This window comes from Stappia indica (assembly GCF_009789575.1).
GTDB classification, from domain to species: Bacteria; Pseudomonadota; Alphaproteobacteria; order Rhizobiales; family Stappiaceae; genus Stappia; species Stappia indica_A.
The window spans coordinates 1,606,340-1,621,414 of the sequence record NZ_CP046908.1; the positions used below are offsets into that span (position 1 = coordinate 1,606,340).

The 15,075-nt window shown below is 67.6% G+C and carries 14 protein-coding genes; 3 read left to right on the forward strand and 11 right to left on the reverse strand.

All coding sequences use genetic code 11. The features are described from left to right. Window positions 1-51: 51 nt before the first annotated feature. The 7 genes from GH266_RS07605 to GH266_RS07635 form a co-directional block, all read right to left on the reverse strand. Window positions 52-927: an S-methyl-5'-thioadenosine phosphorylase gene (locus tag GH266_RS07605; protein ID WP_158193354.1), complete on the reverse strand. Its 876-nt coding sequence runs from the start codon at window positions 925-927 to the stop codon at window positions 52-54. Window positions 928-1,055: 128 nt separating this feature from the next. Beyond that, window positions 1,056-1,898, reverse strand: a complete 843-nt coding sequence (locus GH266_RS07610) for a cytochrome c1 (RefSeq protein WP_158193355.1) — start codon at window positions 1,896-1,898, stop codon at window positions 1,056-1,058. Between the two features lie 29 nt (window positions 1,899-1,927). Further along, the gene (locus GH266_RS07615) at window positions 1,928-3,190 is read right to left on the reverse strand and encodes a cytochrome b (RefSeq protein ID WP_158193356.1); all 1,263 of its coding nucleotides are present in this window, start codon (window positions 3,188-3,190) and stop codon (window positions 1,928-1,930) included. A 27-nt stretch (window positions 3,191-3,217) separates the two neighbouring features. Continuing rightward, a complete protein-coding gene (gene petA / locus GH266_RS07620; protein WP_158193357.1) occupies window positions 3,218-3,778 on the reverse strand; it encodes a ubiquinol-cytochrome c reductase iron-sulfur subunit in 561 nt (186 codons plus the stop codon). Between the two features lie 381 nt (window positions 3,779-4,159). After that, window positions 4,160-6,001 (reverse strand): ABC transporter ATP-binding protein, encoded by a 1,842-nt coding sequence (locus GH266_RS07625; RefSeq protein WP_158193358.1) that lies wholly within the window; start codon window positions 5,999-6,001, stop codon window positions 4,160-4,162. Further along, window positions 5,985-6,443, reverse strand: coding sequence for a hypothetical protein (locus GH266_RS07630; RefSeq protein ID WP_158193359.1), 459 nt, complete (start codon window positions 6,441-6,443; stop codon window positions 5,985-5,987). Before GH266_RS07630 ends, GH266_RS07625 begins: the two co-directional genes overlap by 17 nt. Before the next feature lie 670 nt (window positions 6,444-7,113). Beyond that, complete coding sequence (locus GH266_RS07635; RefSeq protein ID WP_158193360.1) at window positions 7,114-9,114, reverse strand: ABC transporter ATP-binding protein; 2,001 nt, start codon at window positions 9,112-9,114, stop codon at window positions 7,114-7,116. Here GH266_RS07635 and GH266_RS07640 point away from each other — a divergent pair. The 3 genes from GH266_RS07640 to GH266_RS07650 are packed head-to-tail and all read left to right on the forward strand — an operon-like array spanning window position 9,113 to window position 11,759. Beyond that, complete coding sequence (locus GH266_RS07640; protein ID WP_158193361.1) at window positions 9,113-9,604, forward strand: tRNA (cytidine(34)-2'-O)-methyltransferase; 492 nt, start codon at window positions 9,113-9,115, stop codon at window positions 9,602-9,604. The genes GH266_RS07635 and GH266_RS07640 overlap by 2 nt on opposite strands. Window positions 9,605-9,657: 53 nt before the next feature. Then, on the forward strand, window positions 9,658-10,605 hold the full coding sequence (hemF, locus tag GH266_RS07645; RefSeq protein WP_158193362.1) for an oxygen-dependent coproporphyrinogen oxidase: 948 nt from the start codon (window positions 9,658-9,660) through the stop codon (window positions 10,603-10,605). 38 nt (window positions 10,606-10,643) lie between these two features. Next, window positions 10,644-11,759: an AAA family ATPase gene (locus GH266_RS07650; protein ID WP_209001625.1), complete on the forward strand. Its 1,116-nt coding sequence runs from the start codon at window positions 10,644-10,646 to the stop codon at window positions 11,757-11,759. A 273-nt stretch (window positions 11,760-12,032) separates the two neighbouring features. Here the strand turns inward: GH266_RS07650 and GH266_RS07655 are convergent, their stop codons facing one another. Genes GH266_RS07655 through GH266_RS07670 form a run of 4 tightly spaced genes read right to left on the reverse strand, consistent with a single transcriptional unit; the run spans window position 12,033 to window position 14,912 of the window. Then, window positions 12,033-13,277, reverse strand: a complete 1,245-nt coding sequence (locus tag GH266_RS07655) for a CCA tRNA nucleotidyltransferase (RefSeq protein WP_158193364.1) — start codon at window positions 13,275-13,277, stop codon at window positions 12,033-12,035. A 26-nt stretch (window positions 13,278-13,303) separates the two neighbouring features. Further along, window positions 13,304-13,564, reverse strand: coding sequence for a DUF6111 family protein (locus GH266_RS07660; protein ID WP_158193365.1), 261 nt, complete (start codon window positions 13,562-13,564; stop codon window positions 13,304-13,306). After that, window positions 13,564-14,190, reverse strand: a complete 627-nt coding sequence (locus GH266_RS07665; protein ID WP_158196099.1) for a CoA pyrophosphatase — start codon at window positions 14,188-14,190, stop codon at window positions 13,564-13,566. The genes GH266_RS07660 and GH266_RS07665 overlap by 1 nt, the downstream gene beginning before the upstream one ends. A 56-nt stretch (window positions 14,191-14,246) precedes the next feature. After that, the gene (locus GH266_RS07670) at window positions 14,247-14,912 is read right to left on the reverse strand and encodes a DUF1285 domain-containing protein (RefSeq protein WP_425329565.1); all 666 of its coding nucleotides are present in this window, start codon (window positions 14,910-14,912) and stop codon (window positions 14,247-14,249) included. Window positions 14,913-15,075: the final 163 nt, after the last annotated feature.

Consider the following 15,075-nt stretch of genomic DNA (forward strand, 5'->3'; position numbering starts at 1 on the left):
CCACATTCGCCGGTCCGGCAAAGCGGTTTCGTTCGCCGTGCGTTGGTCGCCTCAGCGGGAGAGCACGCGGCCGGCGACCGCGTCGAGCTTCGCCACCAGCTCGGGATCGCGCGCCTCCGGCGCCGTCATCAGCGCGTATTCCAGCGCCGTGTCGGAGCCGATCGGGCACGGCTCGTGGTCACGCGGCAGGTCCTGCGCCAGCCGTGCGACCAGGCTGCGGGCATTGTCCGCATTGTCGTGCAGCACCTTGATGATCGACTGGATGTCGACCGACCCGTGGTCGGGATGCCAGCTGTCGTAGTCGGTGACCATGGCAACCGTCGCGTAGCAGATCTCCGCCTCGCGGGCGAGCTTGGCCTCCGGCATGTTGGTCATGCCGATCACGTCGCAGGACCAGCTGCGATAGAGGTTGCTCTCCGCCAGCGAGGAGAATTGCGGGCCTTCCATGGCGAGATACGTGCCGCCCTGGTGAAATGTCAGCGCCTCCGCCTCTGCCGCCGCCGCGATATGGCCGACAAGGCCGGGCGAGACCGGCTCGGCCATCGACACATGGGCGACGCAGCCCTTGCCGAAGAAGCTCTTGGCCCGCGCGAAGGTCCGGTCGATGAACTGGTCGACCAGCACGAAATGCCCCGGCGCCATCGCCTCGTTGAGCGACCCCACAGCGGAGACCGAAACCAGCGAGGTCACACCGCAGCGCTTCATCACGTCGATATTGGCGCGGTAGTTGATGTCGGACGGCGCGTAGCGGTGGCCGCGGCCGTGGCGCGGCAGGAAGACGACCTTCAGCCCGTCGATCTCGCCGATCCGTACCGCATCCGACGCCTCGCCCCAGGGGCTAGCGACCTCGACCCATTCCGCGCCTTCCAGCGCCGGCAGGTCGTAAAGCCCCGATCCGCCGATCACACCCAGTACAGCCTTGACCATCCGTGCAACTCCTTTGCCTGCCCGTTGCGATAGCATTCGCGCCCCGCGCCTCCAACAGGGCCGCGGACATGAAAAGGCCGCCGGATTGCTCCGGCGGCCGGTTGTTCAGGACTTTCGCCGTGGCCGGCTCAGTGCTCGACGTTGCGCCAGACCGACTTCTTGGTGAAGTAGAGGAGCGAGGCGAAGACGATCAGGAAGATCATCACGCGGAAGCCCATGCTCTTGCGCTGCTCGAGCTTCGGCTCGGCAACCCACATCATGAAGGCGGCGACGTCGTGCGAGTACTGGTCCACGGTCATCGGCGTACCGTCGGTGTACTCGACCTGCTCGTCGGACAGCGGCGGCGCCATGGCCAGCGTCTGGCCGGCGATGAACTTCGGATTGTAGTACTGGCCGACCGGCACCTCGAACCCGTCCGGCGCCTCTTCGTAGCCCGTCAGCAGGTTGTAGATGTAGTCCGGGCCGTGCTCCTGGTACTGCGTGAACATGTCGAACACGAAGCCCGGGAAGCCGCTGGCGACGGCGCGGGCCTTGGCCAGCGTCGAGAAGTCCGGCGGATAGGCGCCGCCATTGGCGGCACGGGCCGCCTGCTGGTTCGGGAACGGCGAGGGCCAGCGGTCGGAGGGGATCGCAGCGACCTCCTCCATCTCGCCGTCGTCGTTCGGGCCCTTCATCACCAGGTACTCGGCTGCGATCACCTTGACCTGGTCGTCGGTGAAGCCCGGGCCACCCTCTTCCGCAAGGTTGCGGAAGGAGAGGAACCGCGCGCCGTGACAGGCGGCGCAGACTTCCTTGTACACCTTGAAGCCGCGCTGCAGCTGCGCCTTGTCGTACTGGCCGAAGGGGCCGGAGAACGACCACTGCTGGCGCTCGATATGCGGGCCTTCGCCCGCGGCCATTGCCGGCGCAGCGACCGCCATTGCGGCCACGGCCAGCAAGGCGCCACGCACGGATTTGATCATCGTCTTCATTGAGGAGAACTCCCAATCCCGTCCGTGGTTCACTTCGTTTCCGGCGCTGCGACCGCACCGGCCGGCTTGCCGCCGCCGCTGAGCACAGCGTCCGAGATCGAGGCCGGCAGCTCCTTCGGCTTCTCAAGGAAGCCCAGCAGCGGCAGGATGATCAGGAAGTGAGCGAAATAGTAGGCCGTCAGGATCCGGGCCGCGATCACGTAGCGGCCTTCCGCCGGCATGGCGCCGAGGTAGCCGAGACCGACGCAGACAATGGCGAAGATCCAGAAGAACTGCTTGAACAGCGGACGGTAGGTGCCCGAGCGGACCTTCGAGGTGTCGAGCCACGGCAGGATGAACAGCACCGCGATCGAGCCGAACATCAGGATGACGCCGCCGAGCTTGTCCGGAACCGCGCGCAGGATCGCGTAGAACGGCAGGAAGTACCACTCGGGAACGATGTGCGCCGGGGTGACCAGCGGATCGGCCTCGATGTAGTTGTCGGCGTGGCCCAGGAAGTTCGGGATGTAGAACACGAAGTAGGCGAACAGGATCATGAACACCACGATCGCGAACAGATCCTTGATCGTGTAATACGGGTGGAACGGGATCGTGTCCTGCTTGGTCTTCGGGTTGATGCCCGTCGGGTTGTTGTTGCCGGTGGTGTGGAACGCCCACACGTGCAGCAGAACGACGCCGAAGATCATGAACGGCAGCAGGTAGTGCAGCGAGAAGAAGCGGTTCAGCGTCGGATTGTCGACGGCGAAGCCACCCCACAGCCAGTTCACGATCGGCTCGCCGACCAGCGGCAGCGCCGAGAACAGGTTGGTGATCACGGTGGCGCCCCAGAAGGACATCTGCCCCCAGGGCAGCACGTAGCCCATGAACGCGGTCGCCATCATGATCAGGAAGATCACGACGCCGAGGATCCACGAGATTTCGCGCGGCGCCTTGTAGGAGCCGTAATACATGCCGCGGAACATGTGGATGAACACGGCGATGAAGAACATCGACGCGCCGTTGGCATGCAGGTAGCGCAGCAGCCAGCCGAAGTTCACGTCGCGCATGATGTGCTCGACGGACGCGAAGGCCATCGCGGTGTTCGGCGTGTAGTGCATCACCAGCACGATGCCGGTGATGATCTGCGCGATCAGCACGAAGAACAGGATACCGCCGAAGGTCCACCAGTAGTTGAGGTTCTTCGGGGTGGGGAAATCGACGAAGGAACCGCGAACGAGCGAGATGACCGGCAGGCGGCTCTCGAGCCACTTAGCCGCCGCGCTCTGCGGCACGTAGTTGGAATGTCCAGCCATGGCTGCCTCTCCTATGGATTGCCGCTATCAACCGATCTGAATCACGTTGTCCGAGATGAACTCGAACGGCGGGATCAGGAGATTCTCGGGCGCGGGTCCCTTGCGGATGCGGCCGGCCGTATCGTAGTGCGAGCCGTGGCACGGGCAGAACCAGCCGCCGAAATCGCCGGACTGCCCGAGCGGAATGCAGCCAAGATGGGTGCACACGCCGACCATGACGATCAGCGCTTCCCGGCCCTCGACGCCGCGGTTGGCATCGGTCGCTTCCGCGTCGGCGGCCAGGTTGGCATTGCGCGCGTTGGTGTCGGGAAGGTCGGAGATCGCGACTGCGTTCGCCTCCTCGACTTCCCTGGCGCTGCGGTTGCGGATGAACACCGGCTTGCCGCGCCACATCACCTTGATTTCCTGCCCCTCCTCGATGGCCGAGATGTCGACCTCGATGGAGGCCAGCGACAGGGCCGACGCATCCGGGTTCATCTGGTCGATGAAAGGCCATGCGAGCGCGGCTGCGCCAACCGCCCCCATCGCACCGGTCGCGATATAGAGGAAATCGCGGCGAGTGGGTTCGACCGTATCCTGCTGTGCCAAGGTCGCGTCCTCTTTAACCTATATGCCCGACGAGAACGGCAAACGCCGCCGTCCCTGGCCCGGCCGAAACGGGGACGAAGGTCGGCGGAGTGCGTCGTCTGGGCGGCAGATGCGGCTTTCCGCATCTTTCCAAGCGGGGCAGTTATTGGCACCCTTGCCCGCGCTTGTCCAGATGATCATGGGTGGAGACGACTCTTTGTCGCGGTTTTTTGCCCAACGATTGCAGCAATGACGCCAGATTTTGGCCACGCGGACGCCGCGACGGACATCGCTCGTTTCCGCCGCACGCAAGGCGCAGCGGCCCTCTCCGGTTTCTGCCCCACACGCCGCGCGCACGGCGGGGCGTGTGGGGCGGCGTGTGGGGCAGCAAGGGGGGAGGTGTTACACCGCCTCGCGGCCGCTGTCGATGAAGCCTCCCGACTGCCGGCTCCACAGGCTGGCATAGAGCCCGCCGCCGGCCAGCAGCTCCTCGTGCGTGCCGTCCTCGACGATCCGCCCGCGATCCATGACGATCAGCCGGTCCATCGCCGCGATGGTCGACAGCCGGTGGGCGATGGCGATCACCGTCTTGCCGGCCATCAGATCGTTGAGGCTTTCCTGGATCGCCGCCTCGACTTCGGAATCGAGCGCCGAGGTCGCCTCGTCCAGCACCAGGATCGGCGCGTTCTTCAAGAGCACCCGGGCAATGGCGATACGCTGCCGCTGGCCGCCGGACAGCTTCACGCCCCGCTCGCCGACATGCGCCATCAGGCCCTTGCGCCCTTCCAGGTCCTCGAGCCCGTCGATGAAGCCGGCCGCATGGGCCCGCCGCGCCGCTTCCATCGCCTCGGCCTCGCCGGCTCCCGGCTTGCCGTAGACGATGTTGTCGAGCACCGAGCGGTGCAGCAGCGAGGTGTCCTGCGTCACCATGCCGATCTGCGCGCGCAGGCTCGCCTGCGTCACCGTGGAGATGTCCTGCCCGTCGATCAGGATGCGCCCGCTCTCCACGTCGTAGAAACGCAGCAGCAGGTTCACCAGCGTCGACTTGCCCGCGCCCGAACGCCCGACGACGCCGACCTTCTCGCCGGGGCGAATCGTCAGGTCGAGCCGGTCGATGACGCCCGCCTCCTTGCCGTAGTGGAAGCGCACGCCCTCAAACGCGATCTCGCCCTTCGACACGGCCAGCGCCGGTGCCTGCGGCAGGTCGGTCACCTCCCGCTCGCGCGAGATCGTGGTGATACCGTCCTGCACCGTGCCGATATTCTCGAACAGGCCCGACACTTCCCACAGGATCCACTGCGACATGCCGTGCAGGCGCAGCACCAGGGCGACCGCCACGGCGACATCGCCGGTGGTCACCGCATCGGCCCGCCACAGGTAGATCGACATGGCGCCGATGCCGAACAGCAGCAGCACGTTGATCGTGTGCAGCAGCGTGTTGAGCACCGTCACCAGCCGCATCTGCCGGTGCACCGTCTTCAGGAAGTCCCGCATGGACGAGCGGGCATAGTCTTCCTCCCGGTCCGTATGGGAGAACAGCTTGACGGTGGAGATGTTGGTATAGGCATCCACCACGCGGCCGGTCATCAGCGAGCGCGAATCGGCCTGCACCTGCGACAGGGTCTTCAGGCGCGGCACGAAGAACACCAGCACCGCCAGATAGGCGAAGAACCACAGCACCAGGGGCAGGGCGAGCCGGACGTTCGCCTCGCCGATGAGCAGCACCGCCGAGACGAAATAGACCGACACATAGACCAGCACGTCGAGCACGCGGGTCACGACCTCGCGCACCGCCAGCGCCGTCTGCATCACCTTGGTGGCGATGCGGCCGGCGAAGTCGTTCTGGTAGAAGCCGATGCTCTGGCGCAGCAGGTAGCGGTGCACCTGCCAGCGGATCGCCATCGGGTAGTTGCCGAGCAGCGTCTGGTGGAACAGCAGCTCCCACGCCAGCGACAGCGCCGGCATGATCACCAGGATCACCACGCCCATCCAGACGAGCCGCCCGGCATTGTCGTCGAAGAAGGTCTCGCGATCCGCCGTCGACAGCCAGTTCACCAGGTCGCCGAGGAAGGAAAAGACCATGACCTCGAAGATGGCGACCGCCGTTCCCAGCAGGCACACGGCCACCAGGATCGGCCAGATCGGCCGCGTGTAATGCCAGCAGAAGGCGAAAAGCCCGGCCGGGGGCGCCGTGATCGGCTGCTCCCGGAACGGGTCGATGAGTTTTTCAAACCGGTCGAACATGACGAAGATCCTCGTGAGACCTGCGGGTGCGATCCGACCGCCGCATCACCGCGTGCCGTCCGGCGGGAAACACCGGACGCGGCGCTGCCGGTGTCATCAGCACCGACAGGATGAACGCGGAAACGGCGGCGGCAAGCACCGTCAGTCCCAGAAACAGGGTGAACAGCCTTTCGGCGAACTCGGTTGCAGGCACGCTGGTGCCGGCGGAGACGACCGCGTCCAGGCGGTCGAACTCCTGCAAGGCCTGCGGCACGAACAGGACCAGCGCCAGCGACAGGGTCAGCCCGACGGCGGCACCGGCGACCAGCGCGGCATCGGTCAGGCGTCCCTTGCCAAAACCGGACCCGGAACCGGAATCGGGGCTGCGATCGGAGGGACCGCCGACTTGCGGCAGCGGTGCTTGCGGCCGCGCGAACGGATCGAGCGGAAAACGGGAGTCCATGGGTAAGCTCCTGCGGAACTCGGCATCGGACAGTCGCGCAACGGACACGGACGGAAAGACCAGTGCATTCGCCGCGGATCGGCGAATTGCGTGCGGGACGGGACAGGCAGGGAACCGGCCAGGGCCGGATCGAAGGGGAAAACTAGACGGGCTGGAAAGGCTGGCGGCCTAAGCGCCGCGCACCGCAGATCCGGTCATTGGTGCCCCGGCAAGCGGAGCGAGGACGCACATGGAGGTGCGGATATTGATTGCGCCAAATGCCATCATGCACTCCCTCCTTAGCTGCTGCGACCTGGTATGACCTGCGGGTTCAAAGGCGGACGGGCGTCCGCCGGCCGGGTATCAGGCATCCGCGTTGCTGACGCTGGCGATGCCGGGACCCCGACACCCGGGACCATACACGATGACCGTCGGTTGCAAAGCGACAATTCGAACCCGAATGATTGAAGCCATGCGACTGTTGCGTTCATGCAACGTTCTCGCGCCGGCCCTGCCTGCGCGGGGCAACGTTCTCGCGCCGGCCCTGCCAGCGCGGGGCAACGTTCTCGCGCCGGCCCTGCCAGCGCGGGGCAACGTTCTCGCGCCGGCCCTGCCTGCGCGGGGCAACGTTCTCGCGCTGGTCCTGCCAGCGCGGGGCAACGTTCTCGCGCTGGTCCTGCAGCTGCGCAGCCTACACCACCTCTTGCGTGTCCTCGACGTCGACGGTCAGAAAACCGCCGGACTGGCGCGCCCACAGCTCGGCATAAAGCCCGCCGCGGGCCAGCAGTTCCTCATGCGTGCCGTCCTCGACGATCCGCCCCTCGTCCAGCACGATCAACCGGTCCATCGCCGCGATGGTCGACAGCCTGTGGGCGATGGCGATCACCGTCTTGCCGGCCATCAGGTCGTTGAGGCTCTCCTGGATCGCCGCCTCCACTTCCGAATCGAGCGCCGAGGTCGCCTCGTCCAGCACCAGGATCGGCGCATTCTTCAAGAGCACCCGCGCAATGGCGATGCGCTGGCGCTGGCCGCCGGACAGTTTCACGCCCCGCTCGCCGACCCGCGCGTCGAAGCCGGTGCGGCCGCGGCTGTCGGCCAGCGCCTCGATGAACTCGAGCGCATGCGCCCGCCGCGCTGCCTCGCGGATTGCCGTCTCGTCCGCGTCCCTCGCCCCGAGGGCGATATTGTCGCGGATCGAGCGGTGCAGCAGCGAGGTGTCCTGTGTCACCATGCCGATCTGCGCGCGCAGGCTCGCCTGCGTCACGCCCGAAATGTCCTGCCCGTCGATCAGGATGCGCCCGCTCTCCACGTCGTAAAAGCGCAGCAGCAGGTTCACCAGCGTCGACTTGCCCGCGCCCGAACGGCCGACAAGGCCCACCCGTTCGCCCGGCCTGATCGTCGTTGTCAGGTCCTCGATCACCCCGCCCGTCTTGCCGTAGTGGAACCGCACGCCCTCGAAATCGATCTCGCCCTTGGACACGGCGAGCGACGGCGCGTTCGGCCGGTCGGTCACGGTCACCGGCCGGGTGATCGTCTCGGCGCTGTCCTGCAGCGTGCCCAGCGCCCGGAACAGCCCGTTGAGCTGGCCGAGCAGCCGGCCCAGCAGCACGTTGAGCCGCAGCACCAGGCCGAGCACCAGCGCCACGTCGCCGGTCGTCACTCGCCCCGCCTCCCAGGCGAAGACCGCCAGCACGCCGATGGCAGCGATCATCACGCCCGACAGCACGCTCATCACGCTGCGCACCGCCGTCAGCGTGCGGGTGAAGCGCCGGATCGCGGCAAGAAACGTCTCGTAGCTCTCGCGGGTGCCGATCCCCTCGCGCTGCGTGTCGCTGAACAGCTTGATCGTCTGGATGTTGCCGTAGGTGTCGACGAAGCGGCCCGTCACGCCGGACGAGGCATGGGCGCTTTCCTTCGCGGTCCGGCGAATGCGCGGCACATAGATGACCGCAAGCCCGGCAAAAATCGCGAGCCACAGAGCCACGACGAGGCCGAACCACGGATCGAGCGCGCTCACCAGCGCCAGCGTCGACACCGCGAAGACGACGATGAACCAGATCACCTGCAGCAGGCTGACCATGAAGTCGCCGGCCGCCTGTCCCGACTGCCAGACCTTCTGCGAGATGCGCCCCGCGAACTCGTCCTGGAAATAGGCCAGCGACTTGCCCACCACCTGCGCGTGGCCCTGCATGCGCACCAGGTTGAAGAAGCCAGGCACCACGACCTGCTCCTCCACCAGCGCGGTCAGCGCGGCGATGACCGGGCGCACCACCAGCACGGTCAGGCCCATCAGGATCAGGATCGTTGCGTTCTGCGCAAGGAAATCGGCCCGCGTGCCGGCCTGCATCATGTCGACCAGGTCGCCGACGAAGACGTAGAGCGCCGCCTCGATCAGGGCGGTGATGCCGCCGAGCACCAGCATGACGAGGAAGGTCACCCGCGCCTGCGAGACGAAGAACCACAGATAGCCGAAGCCCGTGCCCGGCACCGGGCGGTCGGGCAGCGGGGTCAGCGGATCGAGACGCCCTTCGAACCAGGCGAACAGTCTTTCGAGCACGGGAAGCCGGGTCCTTTGCTGTTGCCGGAAGGGCGGGGCGCGGGCAAGAAGGGCGCCGAGGGGAATGCGGGCGCCGCCCGCACCTGCATATGGGACACCCCGCCCCCCTTTTCCAAGCCCGGACCTCGCGCGCATGCCCGACCTTGTGCTCTTCCAGCCCGACATTCCGCAGAACACCGGCACCATCCTGCGGCTCAGTGCCTGCCTCGGCGTGACCGTGCATATGATCGAGCCGGCCGGCTTTCCCCTGTCCGATCACGCGCTGCGCCGCGCCGGCATGGACTATCTGGAGCGCGCCGCCCTGGTCCGCCATGTCGACTTTGCCGCCTTCGAGGCCTGGCGCGCAGGGGAAGGCCGTCGCCTGGTGCTGCTGACCACCTCCGGAGCGGTCTCGCATCTCGATCACGGCTTCGCAGCGTCGGACCTGCTGATGTTGGGGCGCGAATCCTCCGGCGTCCCGCAGGATGTCCACGCCCTTGCCGATGCCCGGATCACCGTGCCGATGGTTGCCGGCATGCGCTCGCTGAACGTTGCGGTCACCGCCGCCATCGTGCTCGGCGAAGCGCTGCGTCAAACCGGCGCCTTTCCCGCCCTTGCGCCCGCCTCCTCTTCCGCCGAGGGCTGAGTTCTGCCATGAAGCGGGAACGGGACGCCCCATCACGGACGAGGAATGCAGGAATGAGCGCAGCAACGACGGACACCAGCGGCGAGACGCGCGGGGGCGCCATTCCGGACGGGATCGACGACAAGAAGGTCCAGGCCGAGACCTGGTTCCGCAGCCTGCGCGACCGCATCTGCGCCGCCTTCGAAGCGATCGAGGACGACGCCGCCGAACATGCCGCCCTGCCGGGCGAGCTTGCAGACCAGCCGGCCGGCCGCTTCGAGCGCACGCCCTGGGAGCGCACCGATTCGACCGGGGCCAAGGGCGGCGGCGGCATCATGTCGATGATGAAGGGCCGGGTCTTCGAGAAGGTCGGCGTCCACATCTCCACCGTCCACGGCGAGTTCTCGCCCGAGTTCCGCGGCCAGATCCCCGGCGCCTCGGAGGATCCGCGCTTCTGGGCCTCCGGCATCTCGCTGATCGCCCACATGCACAATCCGCATGTGCCGGCGGTGCACATGAACACCCGCATGGTGGTCACCACCCGCCAGTGGTTCGGCGGCGGCGCCGACCTGACGCCGGTGCTGGATGCCCGCCGCACCCAGGAAGACGCCGACACGCTCGCCTTCCACGCCGCGATGCAGGGCGCCTGCGAGGCCCATGCGGTCGCCGATTATCCCCGCTACAAAAAGTGGTGCGACGAGTATTTCTTCCTCAAGCACCGCAACGAGGCGCGCGGCATCGGCGGCATCTTCTACGACTATCTGAACTCCGGCGACTGGGACGCGGATTTCGCCTTCACCCAGGAGGTCGGCCTCGCCTTCCTCGACATCTACCCCAAGCTCGTGCGCGCCAACTACCACAAGCCCTGGGGCGAGGCAGAGCGCGAGGAACAGCTGATCCGCCGCGGGCGCTACGTGGAGTACAACCTGCTCTACGACCGCGGCACGATCTTCGGCCTGAAGACCGGCGGAAATGTCGCCTCGATCCTGTCGTCCATGCCGCCCTTGGTGAAATGGCCGTGAGGCGGGGCTGATCCCAGGACGAGGCTGATCCCATGTCGATGCCGCCGCTGACATCCCTGTCCGTCACCGGCTACCGCTCCTTGCGCGCGCTGCACATGCCGGTCGGCGCGCTCAATGTCTTCGTCGGCCGCAACGGCACCGGCAAGACCAACCTCTACCGCGCCCTCTCGCTGCTGCAGCAGGCGGCCCTCGGCCGCATCACCCGCGCCATCGCCGAGGAAGGGGGCGTGGAGAGCGTGCTGTGGGCCGGCACCCGCAAGCGCGGCGCCCCGGTGCGGCTGATCCTCAAGGCCCGGCTCGGCGACATGACCTATTCCATCGAGGTCGGCCTGCCGAACAAGATCTCCGACGCGGCGCTGCCGCTGGAACCGCTGGTCAAGGAAGAGAGCCTGACGCTCGCCGCCGCCGGGCGCGAGGTGACGTTGATGCAGCGCGGCGGCCCCACCGCCTGGCTGCGCGCCGCCGACGGCACGAGGCTGACCTACGACAACGAGTTGCTCGGCTCGGAGACGGCGCTCGGCGCCTTTCGCGACGGCGCCCGCTTTCCCGAACTCGACATCGTCCGCCGGACCTTCGCCGACTGGCGCTTCTACCATGGCTTTCGCACCGACGAGGCCTCGCCGCTGCGCCAGCCGGCGCTTGCGCTGACCACCCCGACCCTTTCGTCCGACGGGTCGGACCTTGCCGCCGTCCTTGCGACGCTGACCATGGTGCGGGGCGATGCCCGCGACATGGAGGCCGCCATCGACGATGCCTTTCCCGGCGCCCGTCTCGGGGTCGAGGTCGTCGACGGCACGGCGCGCCTGTCGCTGCGCTTTGCCGACATGCCGCGCGACTTCTCGGCCCGCGAGCTCTCCGACGGCACGCTCAACTATCTGGCGCTTGCCGGGGCGCTGCTCGCCTACCGGCTGCCGGCCTTCGTCGCGCTGAACGAGCCGGAGGCGAGCCTGCATCCGGAGCTTCTGGCCCCGCTCGCCCGGGTCGTGGCGCGGGCCTGCGAGCGCACCCAGGTCTGGATCGTCACCCACTCGCAGGACTTCGCCGACGCGCTGGCGCGCGAGGCCGGCGCCGTGCCGCGCACGATCCTGAAGACCGAAGGCGCCACCGGCATCGAAGGGTTGAAGATCACGGGCGAATTCGCCGACGACGGGTAGGTCGTGGACTCATAATTGTGCCGGAAACGGCGTTCGTTCGGGCAATGATATGCCAGGAGGAGCGCGATGGCCGGGGCAGGTCCCCCGGCCGAGCGATCCGACGCCGCAGATCGAAGCTCGAACGGCGCCCTTCGGGTATGCCGGAACCCGCCGGCAACAGCGTCGCAAGTCCTTGAAAACCTGACGGGTTTCCTGCGGCCTTGCTCCTTGTATCCGATCGGGTTCGGGCATACCGTTTCTCGCCAGAATTATGAGTTCACGACCTAAACCGTCTCAGTTCCGGCCGAGCACCGCCGAGACCAGCGCCGCCCGATCCAGCGAAAAGCCGCTCTCGATCCAGCGCGTCTCGGCGAGCCGCAATCCCTCGCCGACCTTCGGCCCCGGCGCGACGCCGGCCTTGGTCAGCTCGCCGCCCGAAAGCGGAAGCCGGGGAATGTCGAGTGTCGCCACCGCCGCCAGCAGCGCGCGCAAGGCCGCATCCTCCGCGGTCAGTCCCGCCTCGGCGGCGGCCAGCAGCACGCCGTCCGTCGCCGCCTCGCGGCCATGGCGATAGAGCAGTTCCAGCGCGGCAAGGTCCACGGCCTGGGGACCGGCGTCCCACGACTTCATGCGCGCCGCGTCGGCAGCAAGCCGCGCCGCCTTCATCCGCCGCCGTTCCGCATTGGAGAGGCGCAGCCGGTCGGCCAGCGCGTCGAGCTCCGCCTCGCCCCCCTCGCTGAGCGCGGCTAGCGCCAGCGCCGGCGCGCGCGTGTTGGGGCAAAGCGCATCGAGCGCCCGCAGGGCCGCGAACGGCGCCAGCCCGACGCGCGGCACCAAGACCTGCGGCATCACGCCGCTTGCCGCCATCGCCTCCAGCGTGGCGACCGCGCCGCGCGCGGCAACGAGCTTGCGCATTTCCGCGCCGATGCGCTCGGCCGAAAGCCCCGTAAGGCCATCCTTCAGCCGGGTCACGGCGGCAAGTCCCTCGGCGTCGGGTTCGCCCTCGCCGTATTGGGCATGGAAGCGGAAGAAACGCAGGATGCGCAGGTAGTCCTCGCGGATGCGCCGGTCCGCCTCGCCGATGAAGCGCACCCGCCGGGCGTGAAGGTCCGGCAGCCCGCCGACAGGATCGAACAGGGTCCCGTCGCGTGCCGCATAGAGCGCGTTCATGGTGAAGTCGCGCCGGGCCGCATCGTGCTGCCAGTCGCGGCCGAAGCGCACGGTCGCATGCCGCCCATGCGTCTCCACGTCCTCGCGCAGGGTGGTCACTTCGAAGGCCCGGCCCTCGCTGACCACCGTCACCGTGCCGTGGTCGACGCCGGTCGGCACCGCCTTCAGCCCCGCCGCCTCGACACGCCGGATGACGGTTGCGGGCTCCGCCGTGGTGGCGATGTCGATATCGCTGACGGCAACGCCGAGCAGCGTGTTGCGCACCGCCCCGCCGACCACCCGTGCCGCATCGCCCTCCTGCTCGAGCGCGTCGAACACGGCCTGCAGGGCAGGCTCGCCCAGCCAGTCGGCCTTGATCGGATCGTGCATGCGCCCCTCCCGGCGACTGCTGCCGGCTATTCGTAGCGGCCGGGGATGAACTGGCCGTCGCGCAGTTCCGCCGGCCGGTAGGTCATTCCCTCGGGCAGCCCGCCATGCGTCGTCAGCATCACCAGCCCGCCGACGACCAATAGGCCGCCGGCAATGATCAGCCACAGCATCGGCCCCTTGCGCCAGTTCTCCGAGGTCTGGGCCTTCTTGTTGATGAACAGCCAGATCGCGAAGCCGATGAAGGGCAGCGAGAACAGCAGGAGTTGGGTGAGAATGATACGCAGCATCAGCGGCACACCGTGTCATGGAGGAGACGGAGGATACCGGCGGTAACCCCCCAGATGTACCGTTCGCCATAGGGCATGGCGTAGAAATAACGGGGCTTTCCGGCGAAGATCCGGGACTGCCGGTGGTGGTTGACGTCGTTCATGAGGAAGCGCAGCGGAACCTCGAAGATCTCCGCCACCTCGTCCGGATTGGCGGAGATCGGCGCCTGCGGCGACACCAGGCCCAGCACCGGGGCGACCCGGTAGCCCGATCCGGTCAGATAGGTCGGCAACACGCCGATGGGGCGCACGGCCCTCGGTTCGAGGCCGATTTCCTCGTTCGCCTCGCGCAGCGCCGCGCCGATCGGGCCATCGTCCTCGGGGTCGATCTTGCCGCCCGGCAGCGAGATCTGGCCCGCATGGCTGGTCAGGTGGTCGGTGCGCCGGGTGAGGATGATCGAGGCCCCCGCCGGCCGGTCCACCACAGGGATCAGCACGGCCGCATCGCGCGGCGGACGCTTGGCGAAGGCGAAGGGGCCCATGTCGGGATTGAGGATGTGGTCGCCCACCTCGTCCATCGCCGCCAGCGCAAGGCGCAGCCGCGCCTGCTCGACAAAGGCTTCCGCGCTGTCCAGCACAGCTGCCATGTCCGACGACAGCTCCGGCGTTGTCCGCGCCTCGCGTTCCCGCTCGATCTCCAGGCTCACCCTGCCCCGCCTGTTTCCGTATCCGTCTCGCCGGCCGCAACCGCCGGAAAGAAGACGCCGCCGCTCCATACGCCGAGCATGGCGCGTCCCCCGCTCTCGTGGTCGACGTCGTGTTCCTCGAAAAGCTCGGCCAGCTGATAGAGCAGCGGCCGCGCCAGCAGCGCATCGAGTGCGCCGCGTACCCTGATATAGGGTTTCAGCCCGTCTGTGCCAGTTTCCCGCTCGAAGCGGAGCGGATGGTCTGCATCCGCCTTTACCACATCGCCGACATTGGTGCGCAGGGTCAGCAGCTGCTCGCGGCCCTCGCCTTGCGCATGCATCTCGACCGCGAGGAAGGGCGCATCCTCGACGGTGATGCCCACCCGCTCGACCGGCGTCACCAGATAATGCCGCCCGTCCTCGTCGCGCCGCAGCACCGAGGCGAACAGCCGCACCAATGCCTCGCGCCCGATGGGCGAGCCCATGTAGTACCAGCGGCCGTCGCTGGCGATCCGCATGTCGATGTCGCCGCAGAAAGGCGGGTTCCAGCGCTCCACCGGCGGCGTTCCGCGCGTCTTGCCGGCCCGGGCGACGAGATCGGCCAGCCCGGCGGGCATCTCGCCGGCGTCCTCGGCCTGCCTTTGCGTCATCCCTGTCGCATCTCCCATTGTCGCCGCCATCATTTGGCCCATACCCTATCGTGACATGGGTTACCATCGCCGGATGGCAAACTGAGTCCCGGGCCGTTTCCCGCCGCAAGACTGCAACGGCGAGACGGCGGATGGCAACCGCGGGCCGAGCCTGGCAGAACGAGCGATCTCGCAGCTGCCGCGTGATCAGGAGGTA

What these genes read in the sequence shown, in the direction of transcription:
- GH266_RS07640 (WP_158193361.1), top strand. Translation starts at nt 9,113, where the DNA reads ATGCCCGACCTTGTGCTCTTCCAGCCCGACATTCCGCAGAACACCGGC.
- GH266_RS07630 (WP_158193359.1), bottom strand. Translation starts at nt 6,443, where the DNA reads ATGGACTCCCGTTTTCCGCTCGATCCGTTCGCGCGGCCGCAAGCACCG.
- GH266_RS07670 (WP_425329565.1), bottom strand. Translation starts at nt 14,912, where the DNA reads ATGATGGCGGCGACAATGGGAGATGCGACAGGGATGACGCAAAGGCAG.
- GH266_RS07605 (WP_158193354.1), bottom strand. Translation starts at nt 927, where the DNA reads ATGGTCAAGGCTGTACTGGGTGTGATCGGCGGATCGGGGCTTTACGAC.
- GH266_RS07625 (WP_158193358.1), bottom strand. Translation starts at nt 6,001, where the DNA reads ATGTTCGACCGGTTTGAAAAACTCATCGACCCGTTCCGGGAGCAGCCG.
- GH266_RS07610 (WP_158193355.1), bottom strand. Translation starts at nt 1,898, where the DNA reads ATGAAGACGATGATCAAATCCGTGCGTGGCGCCTTGCTGGCCGTGGCC.
- GH266_RS07660 (WP_158193365.1), bottom strand. Translation starts at nt 13,564, where the DNA reads ATGCTGCGTATCATTCTCACCCAACTCCTGCTGTTCTCGCTGCCCTTC.
- GH266_RS07665 (WP_158196099.1), bottom strand. Translation starts at nt 14,190, where the DNA reads ATGGCAGCTGTGCTGGACAGCGCGGAAGCCTTTGTCGAGCAGGCGCGG.
- GH266_RS07635 (WP_158193360.1), bottom strand. Translation starts at nt 9,114, where the DNA reads ATGCGCGCGAGGTCCGGGCTTGGAAAAGGGGGGCGGGGTGTCCCATAT.
- GH266_RS07615 (WP_158193356.1), bottom strand. Translation starts at nt 3,190, where the DNA reads ATGGCTGGACATTCCAACTACGTGCCGCAGAGCGCGGCGGCTAAGTGG.
- hemF (WP_158193362.1), top strand. Translation starts at nt 9,658, where the DNA reads ATGAGCGCAGCAACGACGGACACCAGCGGCGAGACGCGCGGGGGCGCC.
- GH266_RS07655 (WP_158193364.1), bottom strand. Translation starts at nt 13,277, where the DNA reads ATGCACGATCCGATCAAGGCCGACTGGCTGGGCGAGCCTGCCCTGCAG.
- GH266_RS07650 (WP_209001625.1), top strand. Translation starts at nt 10,644, where the DNA reads ATGCCGCCGCTGACATCCCTGTCCGTCACCGGCTACCGCTCCTTGCGC.